Here is a 15,937-nt window from a genome sequence, read left to right as displayed (position 1 = left end):
GTGCTCAGAGACGCTCGCGCAGTTCGACCTTGCGGATCTTGCCCGAGGCGGTCTTCGGCAGGGCACCGAAGACGATGCTGTCGGGAACCTTGAAACCGGCGAGCTGCGAACGCACATGCGCGCGCAGTTCCGCTTCGTCGGCACTCGCGCCGCTGCGCAGTGCCACGTAGGCGACGGGACGTTCGCCCCACTTCTCGCTCGGCGCCGCGACGACGGCGGCCTCGAGAACGGCCGGATGGCTGATGAGCGCCGCTTCGACCTCGACGGACGAGATGTTCTCGCCACCGGAGATGATGACGTCCTTCGCGCGGTCGCGGATCTCGATGTAGCCGTCCGGATGCATGACGCCGATGTCGCCGGTGCGGAACCAGCCGTCCGGCACGGCGCGGGCGGTCGCGTCCGGGTTGTTGTAGTAACCGAGCATCACGTTGTTGCCGCGCAGCGCGATCTCACCGGTCGTCTCACCGTCGGCGGGAACGTCGGATCCCATCGGGTCGACGATGCGGAGTTCGCCGGCCACGACGTTGCCCACGCCCTGCCGCGAGCGCAGCCGTGCCTTCTCGTCCTCGGGGAGGACGTCCCATTCCGAACGCCACTCGCAGATCGCCGCCGGGCCGTACGTCTCGGTGAGCCCGTACAGGTGCGTGATGTCGAGTCCGAGCGCGGTGCACCGCTCGATGAGGGCGGGCGCCGGCGGTGCGCCACCGATCGCCGCGACGACACGATGGTCGATGCCGCCCGCATTCGGGGCGTCGACCAGCGACGCGAGAACGGTCGGCGCGCCGCACAGGTGCGTGACGTTCTCGGTGCGCACGAGATCCCAGATCCGCTCGGGGTCGACCTTGGGCAGGCACACGTGCGTGCCACCGGCTGCTGTGACGGCCCAGGTGAACGTCCAGCCGTTGCAGTGGAACATAGGCAGCGTCCACAGATAGGTGGATCCGCTGTCGAGCCCGAAATGCGCGACCATCGCCAGGGCCTGCAGGTAGGCGCCGCGCGCGTGGTACATCACGCCCTTCGGATCACCCGTCGTGCCGGACGTGTAGTTCAGGGCGATCATGGTGCGCTCGTCGGCGAGCGGCACGCACCGATGACGGGCGGCGGCGAGCTTGTCCTCGTAGTCGTCGCCGACGACCGTGATCGACGGCAGATCGGCCGTGGCCTCGCGGGCCAGGTCGGCCAGCGACTCCTCGACGAGCAGGACCCGGCTGCCCGAGTGCTCGAGAATGAACCGCAGTTCCGGCGCGGTGAGGCGCGTGTTGAGCGAGACGAGCACGGCGCCCGCGTAGAGCACACCGTAGTGCGCCTCGAGCATCAGCGAGGTGTTCGGCGCGAGTACTGCGACACGGTCGCCGGGCTCGACACCGAGAGCGTGCAGCATGCCCGACTGTCGCAGGCACCGATCGCGCAATTCGGCATAGGTGCGACGGATGTCGCCGTCCACCACTGCGAGGTCGTCACGGAAGACCCGGGCGGAACGGTCGAGAAATGCCGTGGGCGTGAGTGTTTCGAAACTGAATTGCTCGGTCACGTCTGTCGGTGCTCCTTCGGATTACGTCGCGCGCGCACTCCCCATCGCGAACGATGATGCGCACACCTCCCCGTGTGCTGTGAGGGCGATGACCATTCTTCCAAGAGCCGTTACCGATCTTGAACAGGGTCCACCCCTTTTTCCGTACCGGCTGAACGCTCCGTCTGCCGTTGACCGGACCCGGAATCCGGCGTTCACTGAAAGGCACCGTGCTCGTCCACGAGAGAAGGCGAGTGGTATGAGTGCTCGGCAGAACGAAGCCCGCCGAACCTCCCGTCCGGCGCGGCGGCCGACCGCGACGCGCGCGAGGGCCACGGAGACGGAGACTCCCGTCGAGCCTGTGCGGACGCGCAGCCGTCGACCTCGCGAGCCCGAGCCCACCGCGCGGCGTCGCACCCGCGAACCCGAACCCGCTGCACGGCGTCGGGACCGCGACCCCGGAACCGGCTCGCGGCGCACCTCGACCCGAACCTCATCCCGATCGACCACTCGGACATCGACCCGTTCGGACGCCACGCCCCGCTCTCGTGTGAAGCCGGCGCCTCCGAAGGAGAGACGACGACCGCGTCCGCCGGCGAACGACGCCCGGGCAGGGAAACCCACCCGCCCCGGACGTGAGCGGACACGATCCGAGCAGACCCGACCCGAGCAGGCACAGCCGGAACCCACATCGCTCCTCGAGAGGTTGAAGGATGCGCTGCGGGCCGGTGTCCGCAGCGCACTGGCCGAACTCCGGGGACTCGGGGCGAGACTGATCCGGAAGATCCGCGGATGGGTGGACTCGCTCCTCGGCGAGGTCACCAGCGGCGGCGTGGGATTGCAGGCGGTCCTCGCCGGCATCCGAGCCGCGCTGGAGGGTCGCAATCCGGCCCTCGCCGCGCTGGGCGGGCTGATTTCCGGACTCAGCACCAAGGCGAAGATCGGCCTGGCCGTCGTGATCACGCTGGTGCTGCTGCTCGGACCGGTCCTGCTCGTGCTCCTTCTGCTGGCCGTCCTCGTCGCGGTGGTGATCAGCGCCGTCCGGTCCGCGGGGGACTGATCTGCCGGAACGACCGGTCCGTCTGCCGTGAGCAGACGAACCGCCGGTTCGCACCCATCGGGGGTCAGGCTGGCTGCATGACGACCACCGAACCATTCTCGTACCGGGACCAACTGGCCGACAGGCTCTTCCGTCAGCGCATCCTGCGACTGACCGGAGAGGTGGACGACGAGATGGCCGAGCGCGTCTGCTCGGAACTCGTCCTGCTCGCCTCCGCCGACGACCGGCGCGACATCGTCCTGCATATCAACTCACCCGGCGGATCCGTCTTCGCCGGCCTCGCCATCTACGACACGATGCAACTCGTCCCCAACGACATCGTCACGGTGGCAGCGGGATTCGCCGCCAGTATGGGCCAGGTCCTGCTCGCGGCGGGCACCAAGGGCAAACGCGCGAGCCTCACCCACAGCCGGATCATGATGCACCAACCCTCGGCCGAATTCTCGGGGACGGCCGTCGACATCGCGATCCAGGCCGAAAATCTCGAGTACATGAAACTGCCGTCGCAGCAGATCCTCTCGGACGCCACCGGGCATTCACTCGAAGAAATCGAACGCGACAGCGACCGCGACCGGTGGTTCACCGCCGAACAGGCACGCGAGTACGGCATCGTCGACACGGTCGTCGGTTCGCTCGCCGAACTGGCGCCGTTCGTCGCGGGACGACAGATGGGACTGGGACGATGAGCACCTACACGATCCCCAACGTCATCGAACGCACCCCGGCGGGCGAGCGGTCGTTCGACGTCTTCAGCCGGTTGCTCAACGAACGCATCGTCTTCCTCGGCACCGAGATCGACGACGGGGTCGCCAACGTCGTGATGGCCCAGATGCTGCATCTCGAGGCCGAATCTCCCGACCGGGAGATCGGCCTGTACATCAATTCGCCCGGTGGATCGTCCACCGCGATGCTCGCGATCTACGACACCATGCAGTTCCTGCGTCCGAAGGTCGCGACCTATTGCATGGGACAGGCCGCTTCGGCGGTCGCCGTGCTGCTCGCGGCCGGAGCCCCCGGTCGCCGGCACGTGCTCGCACATTCGCGGGTGCTGCTGCACCAGCCGTCGGCGCAGGGGCAGGGCACCATCTCCGATCTGGCCCTGCAGGCGGCGGAGGTGATGAGGGTGCGGGCCCAGACCGAGGAGATCCTGGCCACGCACACCGGGCGCGACATCGACCGACTGCGCCGCGATACCGATCGCGACCGGATCTTCTCGCCGACCGAGGCGGTGGCCTACGGCCTCGCCGATCACGTCGTCGTCGACCGGGACGGATGTGTAACGGGCCCGTAACCGCAGTTAACCGAGCACATGACCTGGCGCCGATAACGTCGGCGCACCACGACGTATACAGCCGTGGATTCAGGACAGGAGTTCGGGTGCCGACAGGATTGCACAGGCTTGCGGCTGCGCTCGACGCGCAGCTCGCGGACACCGACGCGGCATACACTGCGACCTATCCCGGGACCGACGGTGCCCGCCAACCAGTGCACACCGTCTACGTCCCGGCCGACCGCTACGACGCCGGGATCGCGGCACGATGGGGAGCCGACGCGCTCGACGTCCTCGACACCCACATCGACGGTCCCGCGGACCTCGCCGCGGTCACCGGCATCGAACCCGAACTGGCCGACGCCGTCCTCCCTCTCGTGGAGGCCAAACTGCGCACCGAACCGATCGAGGATCTGCGCATCGACTTCGAGGACGGGTTCACCCGCCCCGGCATTCCGGAGCACGAACGGGACGCCGACGAGGACGCCCACGTCGCCCGCGCCGCCGCCGCGCTCGCGACCGATCCCACCGCGACACCCTTCGTCGGCATCCGGTTCAAGTCCTTCGAGGCCGCCACCCGGCGCCGCGGACTGCGCACGCTCGACTCCTTCGTCGCCGAACTGACCGGAAAGTGCTCTCTCCCCGACGGATTCGTCGTCACGCTGCCCAAGGTCACCGCGCCCGAACAGGTCGCCGCTATGGTGACCGTCTGCGAGCATCTCGAGTCCACCTACCCGCTCGCCGCGCCCCTGCGGTTCGAGATCCAGATCGAGACGCCGCAGGCGATCTGCGGACCCGATGGCACCGCTGCCGTCGCCACCATGATCCGAGCGGCCCGGGGCCGCTGTTCGGGACTGCACTACGGCACCTATGACTACTCGGCCGCGTGCGACATCGCCGCCGAGTACCAGGCGATGGACCACCCCGTCGCCGACCACGCCAAGGCCACGATGCAGGTTGCGGCAGCGGGCACCGGGGTGCGGTTGTCCGATGGGTCCACCAATCGCCTTCCCGTCGGCACCCGCGACGAGATCCGCGCGGCATGGGGACTGCACGCCCGCCTGATCGACCGGTCGCTGCGCCGCGGCTTCTACCAGGGCTGGGACCTGCATCCGGCGCAGTTGCCCACCCGCTACGCCGCGACCTTCGCGTTCTACCGCCGGTCACTGTCCACCGCCGCGGGACGCGTCGCGGCCTACATCGACCCGGCCCTGTCGTCGGGGTATCTCGACGAACCCGCCACCGCCCGTGCTCTCGCCGCCTTCCTCCTGCGGGGAACGAGCTGCGGAGCTCTCACCGAGAAGGAAGTATGCGATCGCACCGGCACGAATCTCGACCACCTGGCCCGGCTCGCGGGTCGACCGACGGCGGTGACGCGATGACCACCGTGATCCGCGCGCGACGCGCTGTGGTGGGGGACGAGGAACGCAGCTGCGCCGTCCACGTGCGCGACGGCCGCATCGTCGCGATCGAGGAATACGACGGTGCCGCTCCGGCCGATGTACGGGAGATCGTCCTCGCCGACGACGAGGTGCTGCTCCCCGGTCTCGTGGACACGCACGTCCACGTCAACGAACCCGGCCGCACCGAATGGGAGGGTTTCGCGACGGCCACGCGTGCCGCCGCGGCCGGGGGAGTGACGACGATCGTCGACATGCCCCTCAACTCCATCCCGTCCACCGTCGACGTGGCGGCCCTCGAGGTGAAACAGAAGGTCGCGGCCGAGCAAGTCACCGTCGACGTCGGATTCTGGGGCGGTGCGATCCCCGGCAACCTCGCCGATCTCGAACCGCTCTGGGAAGCGGGGGTGTACGGATTCAAATGCTTCCTCGCGTATTCGGGTCTCGACGAGTACCCGCCGCTCGATCGTGAGCAGATGATCGAGGCGATGCGCGTGATCGTCGGCTTCGGTGGCCTGCTCATCGTGCACGCCGAGGACGGACCGACCCTCGACGCGCAGGACCCGCCGGCCGGACCCCGCTACGACGACTTCCTGTACTCGCGACCACCGGTCGCCGAGTCCCGTGCCGTCGCCCAGGTGATCGACGGTGCGCGGCAGACCAGATGCCGCGTGCACATCCTGCACCTGTCGGACGCGGGAAGCCTTCCGCTCGTCGCCGCGGCGAAGGCCGAGGGCCTGCCCGTCACCGCGGAGACCTGCCCGCACTACCTGTCGCTGTTCAGCGAGGAGATCCTCGACGGCTCCACACATTTCAAGTGCTGTCCGCCGATCCGTGAGGCCCGCAACCGGGAAGCGCTGTGGCGCGGCCTGGCCGACGGCACACTCGACTGCATCGTCTCCGATCACTCGCCGTGTCTGCCGGAACTGAAGAAGTTCGTCACCGGCGACTTCGGTGAGGCATGGGGCGGTATCTCGTCGCTGCAACTCGGACTGCCCATCGTGTGGTCGGAGGCCCGCAAGCGCGGGCACACACTCGTCGACGTGGTGCGCTGGACGGCCGGTCGCACCGCGGCTCTCGTGGGCCTGGCCGACCGCGGTGCGATCGCTGTGGGCAACAGTGCCGATCTGTGCGTCTTCGCGCCCGACGACGCCTTCGTGGTCTTCCCGGAGCGACTGCACCACCGCAATGCCGTGACGCCCTACGCCGAACGCGCGCTGTCCGGGGTCGTGCGGCAGACCTGGCTCGCCGGTGAACCGCTCACCGTCACCCTCGGCGCCACCGACCCCGCACCGCGTGGTGCGCTGCTCTCCCGAAAGGAAAACCGTTGACCGAAGCAGCTTTCCTGCAACTGCCCGATCTCGCCGCGCGATCGCTGGGCGGGGCCGTCGTGTACGCGAACGACGAGTTCTTCGCGAGTCGCGAGAATTTGATCTCGCCGGGCGCACCGGATTTCGATCCGTCGGAGTTCGGGCACAAGGGGAAGGTCTACGACGGGTGGGAGACCCGGCGTCGCCGCGAACCCGGGCACGACTTCGCGGTGGTCCGGCTCGGAGTTCCTGGTGTCGTCGAGGGCGTCGTGATCGACACCGCCTGGTTCACCGGCAACTACCCGCCCTACGCGTCCGTCGACGGGGTGAACCTCGACGGCCATCAGACTGACCGAGCACTCCTGGACGCCCCGTGGGAACCGGTCCTCGAGCGGGTGGCCCTGAATGGCGACACCGCGAATGCCTTCGCGGTGGACGACGACCGGCGTTGGACGCACCTGCGCCTGAACATCTTTCCAGACGGCGGTGTGGCCCGCTTCCGGGTGCACGGCCATGCTCGCCCGGACCCGGCCTTCCTCACGGGCACAATCGATCTCGCGGCCCTCGAGAACGGTGGCGACGTCTTCGCGTGTTCGAACCGCTTCTATTCGTCGCCGCGCAACATCATCGGTCTCGGTCGCTCGCGGCACATGGGAGAAGGCTGGGAGAACGCCCGTCGCCGCGACGACGGCAACGACTACGTCGTGATCCGCCTCGCCGGGCAGGGCTGCGTCGACCACGTCGAGATCGACACCTCCTATTTCGTCGGCAACGCACCGGGGGCGGCGCGTCTGAGCGGAATTCCCGGTGAGGACGCGATGTCCGACGAATCGTCCTGGGTCGAACTCGTGCCGCGGACAACGTTGCTCCCGGACTGTCGGCACCGTTTCCGTGTCGATTCGCCGACACCGGTGGAGTTCGTGCGGCTCGACGTCTATCCCGACGGCGGCATCGCCCGTCTGCGTGTGAACGGACGACTGACCTAGCCCCGACGCGGGTGCGGTGAGTGGTTTCTTACCCGCGCGAAACACGATGACTCGAGCCCGAAAACTTCGGCCCCCAAGCTGTATCCCGCACCGTATACAGCACTGCATCCGAAATGGGAGCGTTCATATGACCTCACCGCACCCCGTCGACGCGCGGCTGCCGTTCGTCCGGCAGTTCACGTTCGGCCTCCAGCATGTCCTGATCATGTACACCGGATGCATCACCGTCCCGTTGGTCTTCGGCGCGGCCGTCGGACTCGACCGCGACACCATCGCGATGCTCATCAGCGCCGACCTGTTGATCGCCGGTCTGATCACCATCGTCCAGAGCCTCGGTGTCGGCAAACTCATCGGTGTCCGCCTACCCATCGTCTGCGGTGCGACCTTCGCCGGCCTGACGCCGATGATCCTCATCGCGAAGGAATACGGCCTGCAGGCCGTCTACGGCTCCATGCTGATCGGCGGCATCGTCGGTCTCGCCCTGGCCTGGCCTTTCGCCAGGATCATCCGTTTCTTCCCGCCGCTCGTCACCGGTGCCGTTCTCACCGTCGTAGGAATCTCGCTCATCGGCGTGGCCGGTGGGTTGATCGTCGGTACCGACCCGTCGTCGCCCACCTTCGCCTCGCCCACCAACATCGCCCTGGCCGTGCTGGTGATCGGCGTCGCCGTTGCCTTCCTGTGCCTCGGTCGCGGCATCTGGGCCCAGCTCGGGGTCTTGATCGCCCTCGCCGTCGGCACGGTCGTCGCGGTCCCGCTCGGCCTGATCGACCTCGGCGGCGTGACCGGTTCGTCGTGGGTGGGTCTGCCCGCGCCCTTCCACTTCGGTGCGCCGGAATTCCCGATCACCGCGGTCGTCGCCATGAGCATCGTCATGGCAGTGGTCTTCGCCGAGTCCACCGCGAGCATGCTCGCCGTCGCCGAGATCACCGGCAAGCGCGTCAGCAAGGGCGACATCGCTCGTGGACTCGCCGGCGACGGAGCGTCCGCCGTGCTCGCGGGTGTCTTCAATGCCTTCGTCGACACCGTCTTCACCCAGAACGTCGGTGCGGTCGCCACCACCCGCGTCTACAGCCGCTACGTCACCGCCACATCGGGTGCGATCCTCGTGGTCCTCGGCGCGTTGCCCAAGGTGAGCTCGGTGGTCGCGGCGCTGCCGAAGCCGGTGGTCGGCGGTGTCGGCCTGATCCTGTTCGCCACCGTCGCCCTCGTGGGCATCAACACGCTGCGCTCGGTGGACCTGTCCGACCGCATCAACTCGACGATCGCCGCCGTCGCGGTGGGTGTGGGTCTGCTGCCCGAACTCGCCGAGGGCATGTTCGAGCGCTTCCCGTCCGCTGCGCAGATCCTGCTCGGCAGCGGCATCACGCTCGCCGCGATCGCGGCGTTCTCGTTGAACCTGCTGTTGAACCACACTCGTCTCGGGACACTGGCTCGCGCGTCCCGGTCCGGCACGCCGGCCCCCGTCACCTCGGCCGGTACCATCTCTCCCAACGGAGTTGCCCATGAACCAGTCGCCGTCTGACGCCTTCGTCGTTCCCGCCGTCGACATCGGCCCGTACGTTCGGGCCGGCGACGAGGCCGAACGAGCTCGTGTCGCCCGTGAGATCGACGAAGCCTGCAGCCGTGTGGGATTCGTTCAGATTCTCGGACACGGCATTTCCGATCCGGTGGTCGACGGCCTCGCCGATGCCCTCGACGACTTCTTCGGTCTGCCGATGGACGACAAGCAGCAGTATCGGGTGGTGGGTGCGAACCGCGGGTACAGCCCGCCGAAGAGCGAGTCGCTGAGCCTGAGCCTCGGCGTCGAATCCGCCAGCCGAATGAACGATTTCTTCGAGGCGTACAACGTCGGCGTGGAGGCCCGGTCGTTCGCCCACCTGGACCTGTCGGAGGACGACTACGGAATCAACGTCTGGCCCGACGTCCCCGGCTTCGAGGACCGTGTGCAGACCTATTTCACCGAGGCTTCGCGGGTCGCGCGGACCCTCACCCGGATCTTCGCCGACGCGCTCGGGCAGGCCCCCGACTACTTCGAGCGGCTCACCGACCACTCGATCGACGTGCTGCGCATGAACAACTACGCGCTGCCCGAAGGCACCGTCGACCTCGACGGCGACCTCACCGGCATGGGCGAGCACACCGACTTCGGGATCGTCACCGTGCTGTGGGCCGACCGGGTCGCAGGGCTGCAGGTGCTCGGCACCGACGGCATCTGGCACGACGTCGAACCGCTGCCCGGCGCCCTGCTGGTCAATCTCGGCGATCTCACCGCCCGCATCACCGACGACCGGTGGATGTCGACGCTGCACCGCGTCAAGCCGCCGATCGTCGACGGGAGGATCCGGCGCCGTCGTTCGGTGGCGTTCTTCCACGACGGCAACGTCGACGCGGTGGTCTCCACGTTGCCCGAATATGCGGGCCTGGAACCCTATGAACCCATCCTGATCCGCGATCACATCAAAGCGAAGCTCGCCGGGTCGCGGCACGGCAAGGCCAACACCGCTGCTGTGCGGGAAGCCGCCCGGGTGCTGGCGGCGACGGGGGAGAACCGCGAGTGAGTCATGTCGTGCTCGTGCACGGCGCGTGGGCCGGAAGTTGGGTGTGGGACACACTGCTCGAACCGCTCCGTCGGGCCGGGCACGTCCCACACCCGCTCGGGCTTCCCGGTGTCGGATCGTGGGGTGCCGACGACGTGACGCTCGACGACGTCGCCGCGGTGGTGGCCGACCACGTTGCCGGACTCGACGGTCCGGTGATCCTCGTCGGCCATTCCGGTGGCGGCATCGTCGTCACGCAGGTCGCGGAGATGCTACCCGAGCGTGTCACCGGGGTCGCCTATGTGGCGGGGATGATGCTTCCGTCCGGGGTCGACTTCGGGATGCTCTGCGACGGAATCGGTCTCGAATCGCCGGTGGGCATCTCGCGATGGCTCGAACCCACCGAGGACGGTCGCGGGACGATCGTGCCCCCGGAGGCCGGTGCGGCGGTGTTCTTCCACGAGGCGGATTCGGCCGACGCGATCGGTGCCGCGCGCCGACTCGTGCCGCAACTCGAGACCACCCGGCTCATGGCGCCCAGCTGGACACCGGAACGATTCGGGCGCCTGCCACGCCTGTACGTCGAAGCGACACTGGATCGTTCGGTTCCCCTCGTCACCCAACGGGGGATGCAACGCCTCACCCCGGGTGCGCAGGTCGTGTCGCTCGAGTCCGACCATGCGCCACAGCTGTCCGCCCGCGACGACCTCGCGGCGGCGCTGGTGGAGTGGTGCGCGGAGCGCGTCCGAACATAGGTCGGATCTTCACAAAGGTCGAAGCTACGGAACGAGACCGACGTTGTGTGCGAAATCCGGTGGGAAATCGCGCACAAGGTCGGTCTCGTTCGTTCTACAGGAGGTGCTCCGGGTCAGTCGCCGCCCTTGTACTCGACCTCGAACTCGCCGGCCATGATCCTCTCGCGGTACTCCTCGAACAGCGCCATCGCCTCGGGCGAGATCTTGTCGGCGAAGGCCGGATTGATGACGACGTCCAGGCCGCCTTCGGTGATGTCCACCTCGTAGTACTTCGCCGGGTCGACGTTGCCGGCCTCGACGTCGGCGATCATCGCGCGGAGGACCTCGTCGAGATTCCACACGACGGAGGAGACGACGTTCTGGGGTGCCAGCGGGGTCTGATCCATCGTGTAGCCGGCGACGCCGACACCGCGCTGCTTGGCGCCCTCGATGGTGGCCGCGTCGACACCGCACGTGGAGAACTGGTCGGCGCCCTGGTCGACGAGGGCGTTGACGGCCTCGATGGTCTGGGCCGCCGCGTCGGACCATCCGCCGATGTAGGACGGACGCAACTGGATCTCACCGGGGCCCTTGTAGGTCAGGCGCGCGCCGTCGGCGAACGCCTCGATCTGGGCCTTGCACACCGGGATCTCGAAACCGGCGGTGCCGGCGAGGATGCCGGTCTCCGTCAGGTCGCCGGCGAGGATGCCGGTGAGGAACGAACCCTGATAGAACGGCTGGCTGTAGTCGGCGAGGTTGGCGGTGATGTCGCCGAAGCCGCCGGGATAGGCGAACAGCACGTCGGGGTAGTCGGCGATGATGCCCTTGATGGGTTCGCCGTAATTGAACGAGTGGCCGACGATGAGCTGGTTGCCGTCCTCCGCGAGGTCGGTGACGATCTGGGCGATCTGCTCCGAGGTCGCGCCCGAATCCTGTTGCACCACCGTCAGGTCGATGAGACCTTCCGCTTCGAGTTTCTCGGCGCCCTCGACCATGCCCTGGTTCCAGCCGACGTCGTTGACCGGACCCGAGGTGATGATCGCGGCCTTGACGACCCCGTCGGCCGAGCCGCTCCCACCGGAGTCGGAGCTCGAACACCCGGTCACGGCGGCTCCGACGACGGCGGCGGCCGCCACAGCGGTACCCAATTTCTTCACGTGGTTCTCCTCGGGGAAGGGAGGGCTCGCGACTACGAGCCCCATGACTGACGGGAAAGCTGACGGAAAGCTATTTCGCGGGGACGAACGGGACGCCGAGCGCCTTCGGGGAATTGCTGCGCGAGAACCACACGGTGGTGGCGATGACCGCGAGCAGCGTCACCGCGTACGGCATGGCCTGGAACAGCTCGTACGGCACCGATGTGGCCTGCCCACCGGATGCGGCCTGCACGCGCAACTGGAAGGCGTCGACGAGACCGAACATGAAGCCACCGGCGATGGCGCCGAGCGGATTCCACCGGGCGAGGATGACGACACCGAGCGCGATCCAGCCGCGACCACCGGTGATGCCGTCCTGGAAGAAGCCCAGGCCGTCGATGACGAGCGCGCCGGCCATACCCGCTGCGGCGCCGGAGATCAGCAGCGTGCTCCACCGGGTACGGGGGACGGAGACGCCCACCGAGTCGGCGGCCTCGGGGCTCTCCCCGGCCGCGCGGATCGACAGGCCGAAAGCCGTGCGGGTGAGCACCCACCACAGGGCGACGACGATCGCGAGCGCGAGGTAGACGAGCGGGGACTGCGAGAACACGACCGGGCCGAGCACCGGCAGGTCGGACAGCACCGGAAGGTCGAGGGGCGTGGTGCCCTGGATGCGCGGCGGTGTGCCGGTCACGCCGAACACCTGCAGGTACAGGAAGGACGCGAGGCCGGTCCCGAGGATCACCACCGAGATGCCCGTGATGATCTGGTCGACGGCCATCGTGATCGTCAGATAGCCGACGATCGCGGCGATCACCAGGCCCGCGGCGGCACCGGTGGCGGCGCCGAGCATCGGTTGCCCGGTGTAGTACACCGTCACGAACGCGATGATCGCGCCGACCATCATCTGTCCCTCGATACCGAGGTTCATCAGCCCCGAGCGCTCGGCGAGGCACGCGCCGGCGGCGGCGAGGATGATCGGCACCGCCAGACGCAGCGCGGCGGTGAACAGCGGGACGAGCGCACCGGCGCCCAGGACGTCGGACCAGTTCATCGGGCACGCTCCACGATTCGGTTGGCGAGCAGCACCGTCAGGATCATCACTGCCTGGACGACGGTGCCGATGGACGCGGGGATCTCCTGGGTGCGCTGCACCGCCTGACTGCCGAGAGTGAGCCCGGAGACCAGCGCCGCGGCGAGGACGATGCCGAACGGATTGCGACGCCCGAGCAGCGCCACCACGATCGCGGTGAACCCGATCCCGGACGAGATCGCCAGGGACAGGCGGAACTCACTGCCCAGCAACATGATCGCTCCGGCGATACCGCCGAGGGCGCCGCTGATCAGAGCGGAGGTGACCACGGTGCGGGCGACGGAGATGCCGTTGGCCTCGGCGACGCTCGGGCTCTCACCGACGATCTGCGACGCGAAGCCGAACCGGGTCGAACGCATGAGCCACCACACCAGCGGCACCGCTGCGATCGCGACGAACACACCGATGTGGATGCGGGTGCCGGGGATCGTCGCGAGCGCCGCCCAGTCGGGGATGCGCTCGGACTCGGGGGTGAAACCGTTGGGGTTGGCGAGGGGTTTGCGCACCGCCCACGCCAGTGTGTAGAAGACGAGGTAGTTGAGCATGAGCGACGAGATGATCTCGTTGACCCCGAGCCGCGCCTTCAGCACGCCTGCGATGCCGCCGATGCACGCACCTGCGGCCGCGGCGGTGACGGCGACGATCGGGATCGCGATCCAGCTCGTCCCCAACGGCATGCTCAGCACCACGGCCGTCGCGGTGATCGCGCCGACGTCGTAATGGCCCTGCGCGCCGATGGTGATGAAGCCGGTGCGGTACGCGATCGCGTAGCCGAGACCCATGAGGACGAGCGGCGTCATACCCGTGAGCAGGCGGCCGAGCTGCGTATCGCCGCCGAGAGCGGCGTCGAGCATCGTCGCGTAGGCCTGCCCCGGATCACCGCCCGCGAGGACGATGAGGATCCCGCCCGCCGCGAGACCGACGGCGACGGCGAGTAGCGGCACCCCGATAGTGGTCGTGAGACTCCGGATCCGCGACGCGGTGGGCGGCTCGGGTGGCGTCGTCACCGGTGGGCTGAGCGTGGCGGTCATGCTGCGGCCTCCTGGAATCCGCCCATGGCCGAGCCGAGGGCTTCGCGGTCGAACGGGCCTTCGTCGAACTCGGCGACGATCCGTCCGCGGTAGAGCACGACGATCCTGTCGGCGAGGCTGCAGATCTCGTCGAGATCGGACGAGATGAGCAGGATCGCGGCGCCCCGGGAGCGATGGTCGACGAGCGTGTCCCAGACGAACTCGGTGGCGCCGATGTCGAGACCGCGGGTGGGCTGGGCGACGACGAGGACGTCCGGCTCACCGTCGAGGACCCGGCCGAGCACCACGCGCTGGGCGTGCCCACCGGACAGGGTGCCGGCGAGCGTGCGCGGGCTCTGGGCCTTGACCGACAGGGCGGCGATGATGCGCTCGGCGCGTTCGCGGACGGCTGCCCGCGACAGGCGGCCCCAGCGACGGGCGAGCGGGGGATCGGTGTAGCTGTCGATCGCGAGATTGGTGTCGATTCCCAACGACTTGATCAGTCCCCGGGTGTAGCGGTCGGCGGGGACGATGCCGACACCGGCCTCGCGCATCGCGCGGGGGGACGAGGAGTCGATCTCCCGTTCGGCGACGACCACCGCACCGGTGGAGTCGGGGGAGAGCCCGGACAGGACGTCCTCGAGGGCGGACTGGCCGTTGCCCTCGACGCCGGCGACGGCGACGAGCTGCCCGGATGCGACCCGCAGGGTCACGTCGTGCAACTGACCGGGGACGGACACACCGACCAGTTCGAGCATCCGGTTCCCGGCCGGTTCGGTGGCCGCACGGCGGATACCGAGCCCGACCTCACGGCCGACCATGTCGCGGGCGAGTTCGGCGGTGGTGACCCTCTCGGCGCCGTTCCCGCGGATGGGGCGTTCGGCGACGAGCCGTCCTCCCCGCAGCACACCGACCCGATCGGCGGCCTCGAGGACCTCTTCCAGATGGTGAGTGATGAGCACGATCCCGACGCCGCGTTCGGCGGCGAGTCGGCGGACCTGTGCGAGCAGTGAGTGCACCTCGGCCGGAGCCAGATTCGCGGTCGGTTCGTCGAGCAGCAGGTAACGGGCGCCCAGGTGCAGGGCTCGGAGGATCTCGACGCGCTGCTGCTCGCCGACCGACAGGTTCTCCACGCGTGCGGTGGGGTCGCAGGCGAGACCGGTGTCCTTCGCGAGGGCGGCGATCTCGGCCTCGTTGCGCCGCAGGCGCTTCCGGCCGATCACTCCGCGGGACCGGCCGAGCAGGAAGTTCTCCGCAACCGTCATGCTCGGCACGAGCATGAAGTGCTGGTGGACCATCGCGATCCGTTTCCGGCCTCCGTCGATGAGCGACTTTCCGTCCACCGCAATGGAACCGGAGTCGGGCGGGAGAAGCCCGGTGAGGATGCGCATCAGGGTCGACTTGCCGGCGCCGTTCTCGCCGAGCAGTGCGTAGACCTCGCCGGGGCGCACATGCAACGACACGTCGCGCAGGACGGTGTTCTCACCGAAGGACCGGTGGATACCGCGCATCACGACGCCCTCGGCGGGAACCGATTCTGTCACTCCCGCAGTGGTGGTGATGCTCGCGGTCGAAGTTGCTGTCACCATACGGTGGGGCCTTCCGAGTAATCGCTATGTGTCGAGTCGAGACGATCCAGGTTGGTAGTTGAGCGGTCGTGTCCGATTCATGACGATTGTGTTTCGGGCGGCGGAAGGGAATGAAGTTCGTGATGCCGACGGAGAATGCAGTGCCGGAACAGGATCGCGTCGCTCGGACGGTCGCCGTCGGACTTCCTCGATCCGGCTCGCCCGGTGCTCTGCGTCGGGGCGCGGTCCGGGAACCCGTAACACGGTCCTCACCTCAGCGAGACGGATCCGCAGTATCGCAGGAGTTGACTCGGAGCGATCAC

General features: G+C 68.3%; 14 protein-coding genes. 9 read left to right on the top strand and 5 right to left on the bottom strand.

Features of this window, described 5'->3' with window-relative positions:
• Window positions 1-4: 4 nt before the first annotated feature.
• Window positions 5-1,531 carry an acyl--CoA ligase family protein gene (locus AC6CID_RS03240; protein WP_006550623.1) on the bottom strand — a complete coding sequence of 509 codons (1,527 nt, stop codon included), beginning with the start codon at window positions 1,529-1,531 and terminating at the stop codon, window positions 5-7.
• A 685-nt stretch (window positions 1,532-2,216) separates the two neighbouring features.
• On the opposite strand from AC6CID_RS03240, the gene AC6CID_RS03235 reads away from it, so the two are divergent.
• The 9 genes from AC6CID_RS03235 to AC6CID_RS03195 all read left to right on the top strand — a co-directional run bounded on the left by AC6CID_RS03235 (window position 2,217) and on the right by AC6CID_RS03195 (window position 10,828).
• A complete protein-coding gene (locus tag AC6CID_RS03235) occupies window positions 2,217-2,570 on the top strand; it encodes a hypothetical protein (RefSeq protein WP_006550622.1) in 354 nt (117 codons plus the stop codon).
• A gap of 77 nt (window positions 2,571-2,647) precedes the next feature.
• Window positions 2,648-3,256 carry a ClpP family protease gene (locus tag AC6CID_RS03230; RefSeq protein WP_064060653.1) on the top strand — a complete coding sequence of 203 codons (609 nt, stop codon included), beginning with the start codon at window positions 2,648-2,650 and terminating at the stop codon, window positions 3,254-3,256.
• On the top strand, window positions 3,253-3,861 hold the full coding sequence (locus AC6CID_RS03225) for an ATP-dependent Clp protease proteolytic subunit (RefSeq protein WP_064060652.1): 609 nt from the start codon (window positions 3,253-3,255) through the stop codon (window positions 3,859-3,861). Before AC6CID_RS03230 ends, AC6CID_RS03225 begins: the two co-directional genes overlap by 4 nt.
• Window positions 3,862-3,947: 86 nt before the next feature.
• On the top strand, window positions 3,948-5,222 hold the full coding sequence (locus tag AC6CID_RS03220) for a DUF6986 family protein (RefSeq protein ID WP_498353559.1): 1,275 nt from the start codon (window positions 3,948-3,950) through the stop codon (window positions 5,220-5,222).
• A complete protein-coding gene (gene allB, locus AC6CID_RS03215; protein ID WP_498353558.1) occupies window positions 5,219-6,571 on the top strand; it encodes an allantoinase AllB in 1,353 nt (450 codons plus the stop codon). Before AC6CID_RS03220 ends, allB begins: the two co-directional genes overlap by 4 nt.
• Entirely contained in the window at window positions 6,568-7,536 is a 969-nt protein-coding gene (gene alc / locus AC6CID_RS03210) for an allantoicase (protein ID WP_482127279.1), read from the top strand. The genes allB and alc overlap by 4 nt, the downstream gene beginning before the upstream one ends.
• Window positions 7,537-7,663: 127 nt before the next feature.
• The gene (locus AC6CID_RS03205) at window positions 7,664-9,058 is read left to right on the top strand and encodes a uracil-xanthine permease family protein (RefSeq protein ID WP_064060648.1); all 1,395 of its coding nucleotides are present in this window, start codon (window positions 7,664-7,666) and stop codon (window positions 9,056-9,058) included.
• Window positions 9,039-10,094, top strand: coding sequence for an isopenicillin N synthase family dioxygenase (locus AC6CID_RS03200; protein WP_498353557.1), 1,056 nt, complete (start codon window positions 9,039-9,041; stop codon window positions 10,092-10,094). The genes AC6CID_RS03205 and AC6CID_RS03200 overlap by 20 nt, the downstream gene beginning before the upstream one ends.
• Complete coding sequence (locus AC6CID_RS03195; protein WP_231412171.1) at window positions 10,091-10,828, top strand: alpha/beta fold hydrolase; 738 nt, start codon at window positions 10,091-10,093, stop codon at window positions 10,826-10,828. The genes AC6CID_RS03200 and AC6CID_RS03195 overlap by 4 nt, the downstream gene beginning before the upstream one ends.
• A 113-nt stretch (window positions 10,829-10,941) precedes the next feature.
• On the opposite strand, the gene AC6CID_RS03190 is transcribed toward AC6CID_RS03195, so the two are convergent.
• The 4 genes from AC6CID_RS03190 to AC6CID_RS03175 all read right to left on the bottom strand — a co-directional run bounded on the left by AC6CID_RS03190 (window position 10,942) and on the right by AC6CID_RS03175 (window position 15,635).
• A complete protein-coding gene (locus tag AC6CID_RS03190; protein ID WP_498353556.1) occupies window positions 10,942-11,964 on the bottom strand; it encodes a BMP family protein in 1,023 nt (340 codons plus the stop codon).
• Window positions 11,965-12,034: 70 nt separating this feature from the next.
• Window positions 12,035-12,997, bottom strand: a complete 963-nt coding sequence (locus tag AC6CID_RS03185; protein ID WP_145692698.1) for an ABC transporter permease — start codon at window positions 12,995-12,997, stop codon at window positions 12,035-12,037.
• The gene (locus tag AC6CID_RS03180) at window positions 12,994-14,067 is read right to left on the bottom strand and encodes an ABC transporter permease (protein WP_498353555.1); all 1,074 of its coding nucleotides are present in this window, start codon (window positions 14,065-14,067) and stop codon (window positions 12,994-12,996) included. Before AC6CID_RS03180 ends, AC6CID_RS03185 begins: the two co-directional genes overlap by 4 nt.
• Window positions 14,064-15,635, bottom strand: a complete 1,572-nt coding sequence (locus AC6CID_RS03175; protein WP_498353554.1) for an ABC transporter ATP-binding protein — start codon at window positions 15,633-15,635, stop codon at window positions 14,064-14,066. The genes AC6CID_RS03180 and AC6CID_RS03175 overlap by 4 nt, the downstream gene beginning before the upstream one ends.
• Window positions 15,636-15,937 lie beyond the last annotated feature (302 nt).

This window comes from Rhodococcus sp. GQ147 (assembly GCF_059759155.1).
Note: the sequence above shows the minus strand (reverse complement) of the source record. Positions and strands in the feature narration are given on the sequence as shown.

Coding starts and splice junctions, on each gene's coding strand:
- AC6CID_RS03230 (WP_064060653.1), top strand. CDS start 2,648: ATGACGACCACCGAACCATTCTCGTACCGGGACCAACTGGCCGACAGG.
- AC6CID_RS03225 (WP_064060652.1), top strand. CDS start 3,253: ATGAGCACCTACACGATCCCCAACGTCATCGAACGCACCCCGGCGGGC.
- allB (WP_498353558.1), top strand. CDS start 5,219: ATGACCACCGTGATCCGCGCGCGACGCGCTGTGGTGGGGGACGAGGAA.
- AC6CID_RS03205 (WP_064060648.1), top strand. CDS start 7,664: ATGACCTCACCGCACCCCGTCGACGCGCGGCTGCCGTTCGTCCGGCAG.
- AC6CID_RS03200 (WP_498353557.1), top strand. CDS start 9,039: ATGAACCAGTCGCCGTCTGACGCCTTCGTCGTTCCCGCCGTCGACATC.
- AC6CID_RS03185 (WP_145692698.1), bottom strand. CDS start 12,997: ATGAACTGGTCCGACGTCCTGGGCGCCGGTGCGCTCGTCCCGCTGTTC.
- AC6CID_RS03180 (WP_498353555.1), bottom strand. CDS start 14,067: ATGACCGCCACGCTCAGCCCACCGGTGACGACGCCACCCGAGCCGCCC.
- AC6CID_RS03175 (WP_498353554.1), bottom strand. CDS start 15,635: ATGGTGACAGCAACTTCGACCGCGAGCATCACCACCACTGCGGGAGTG.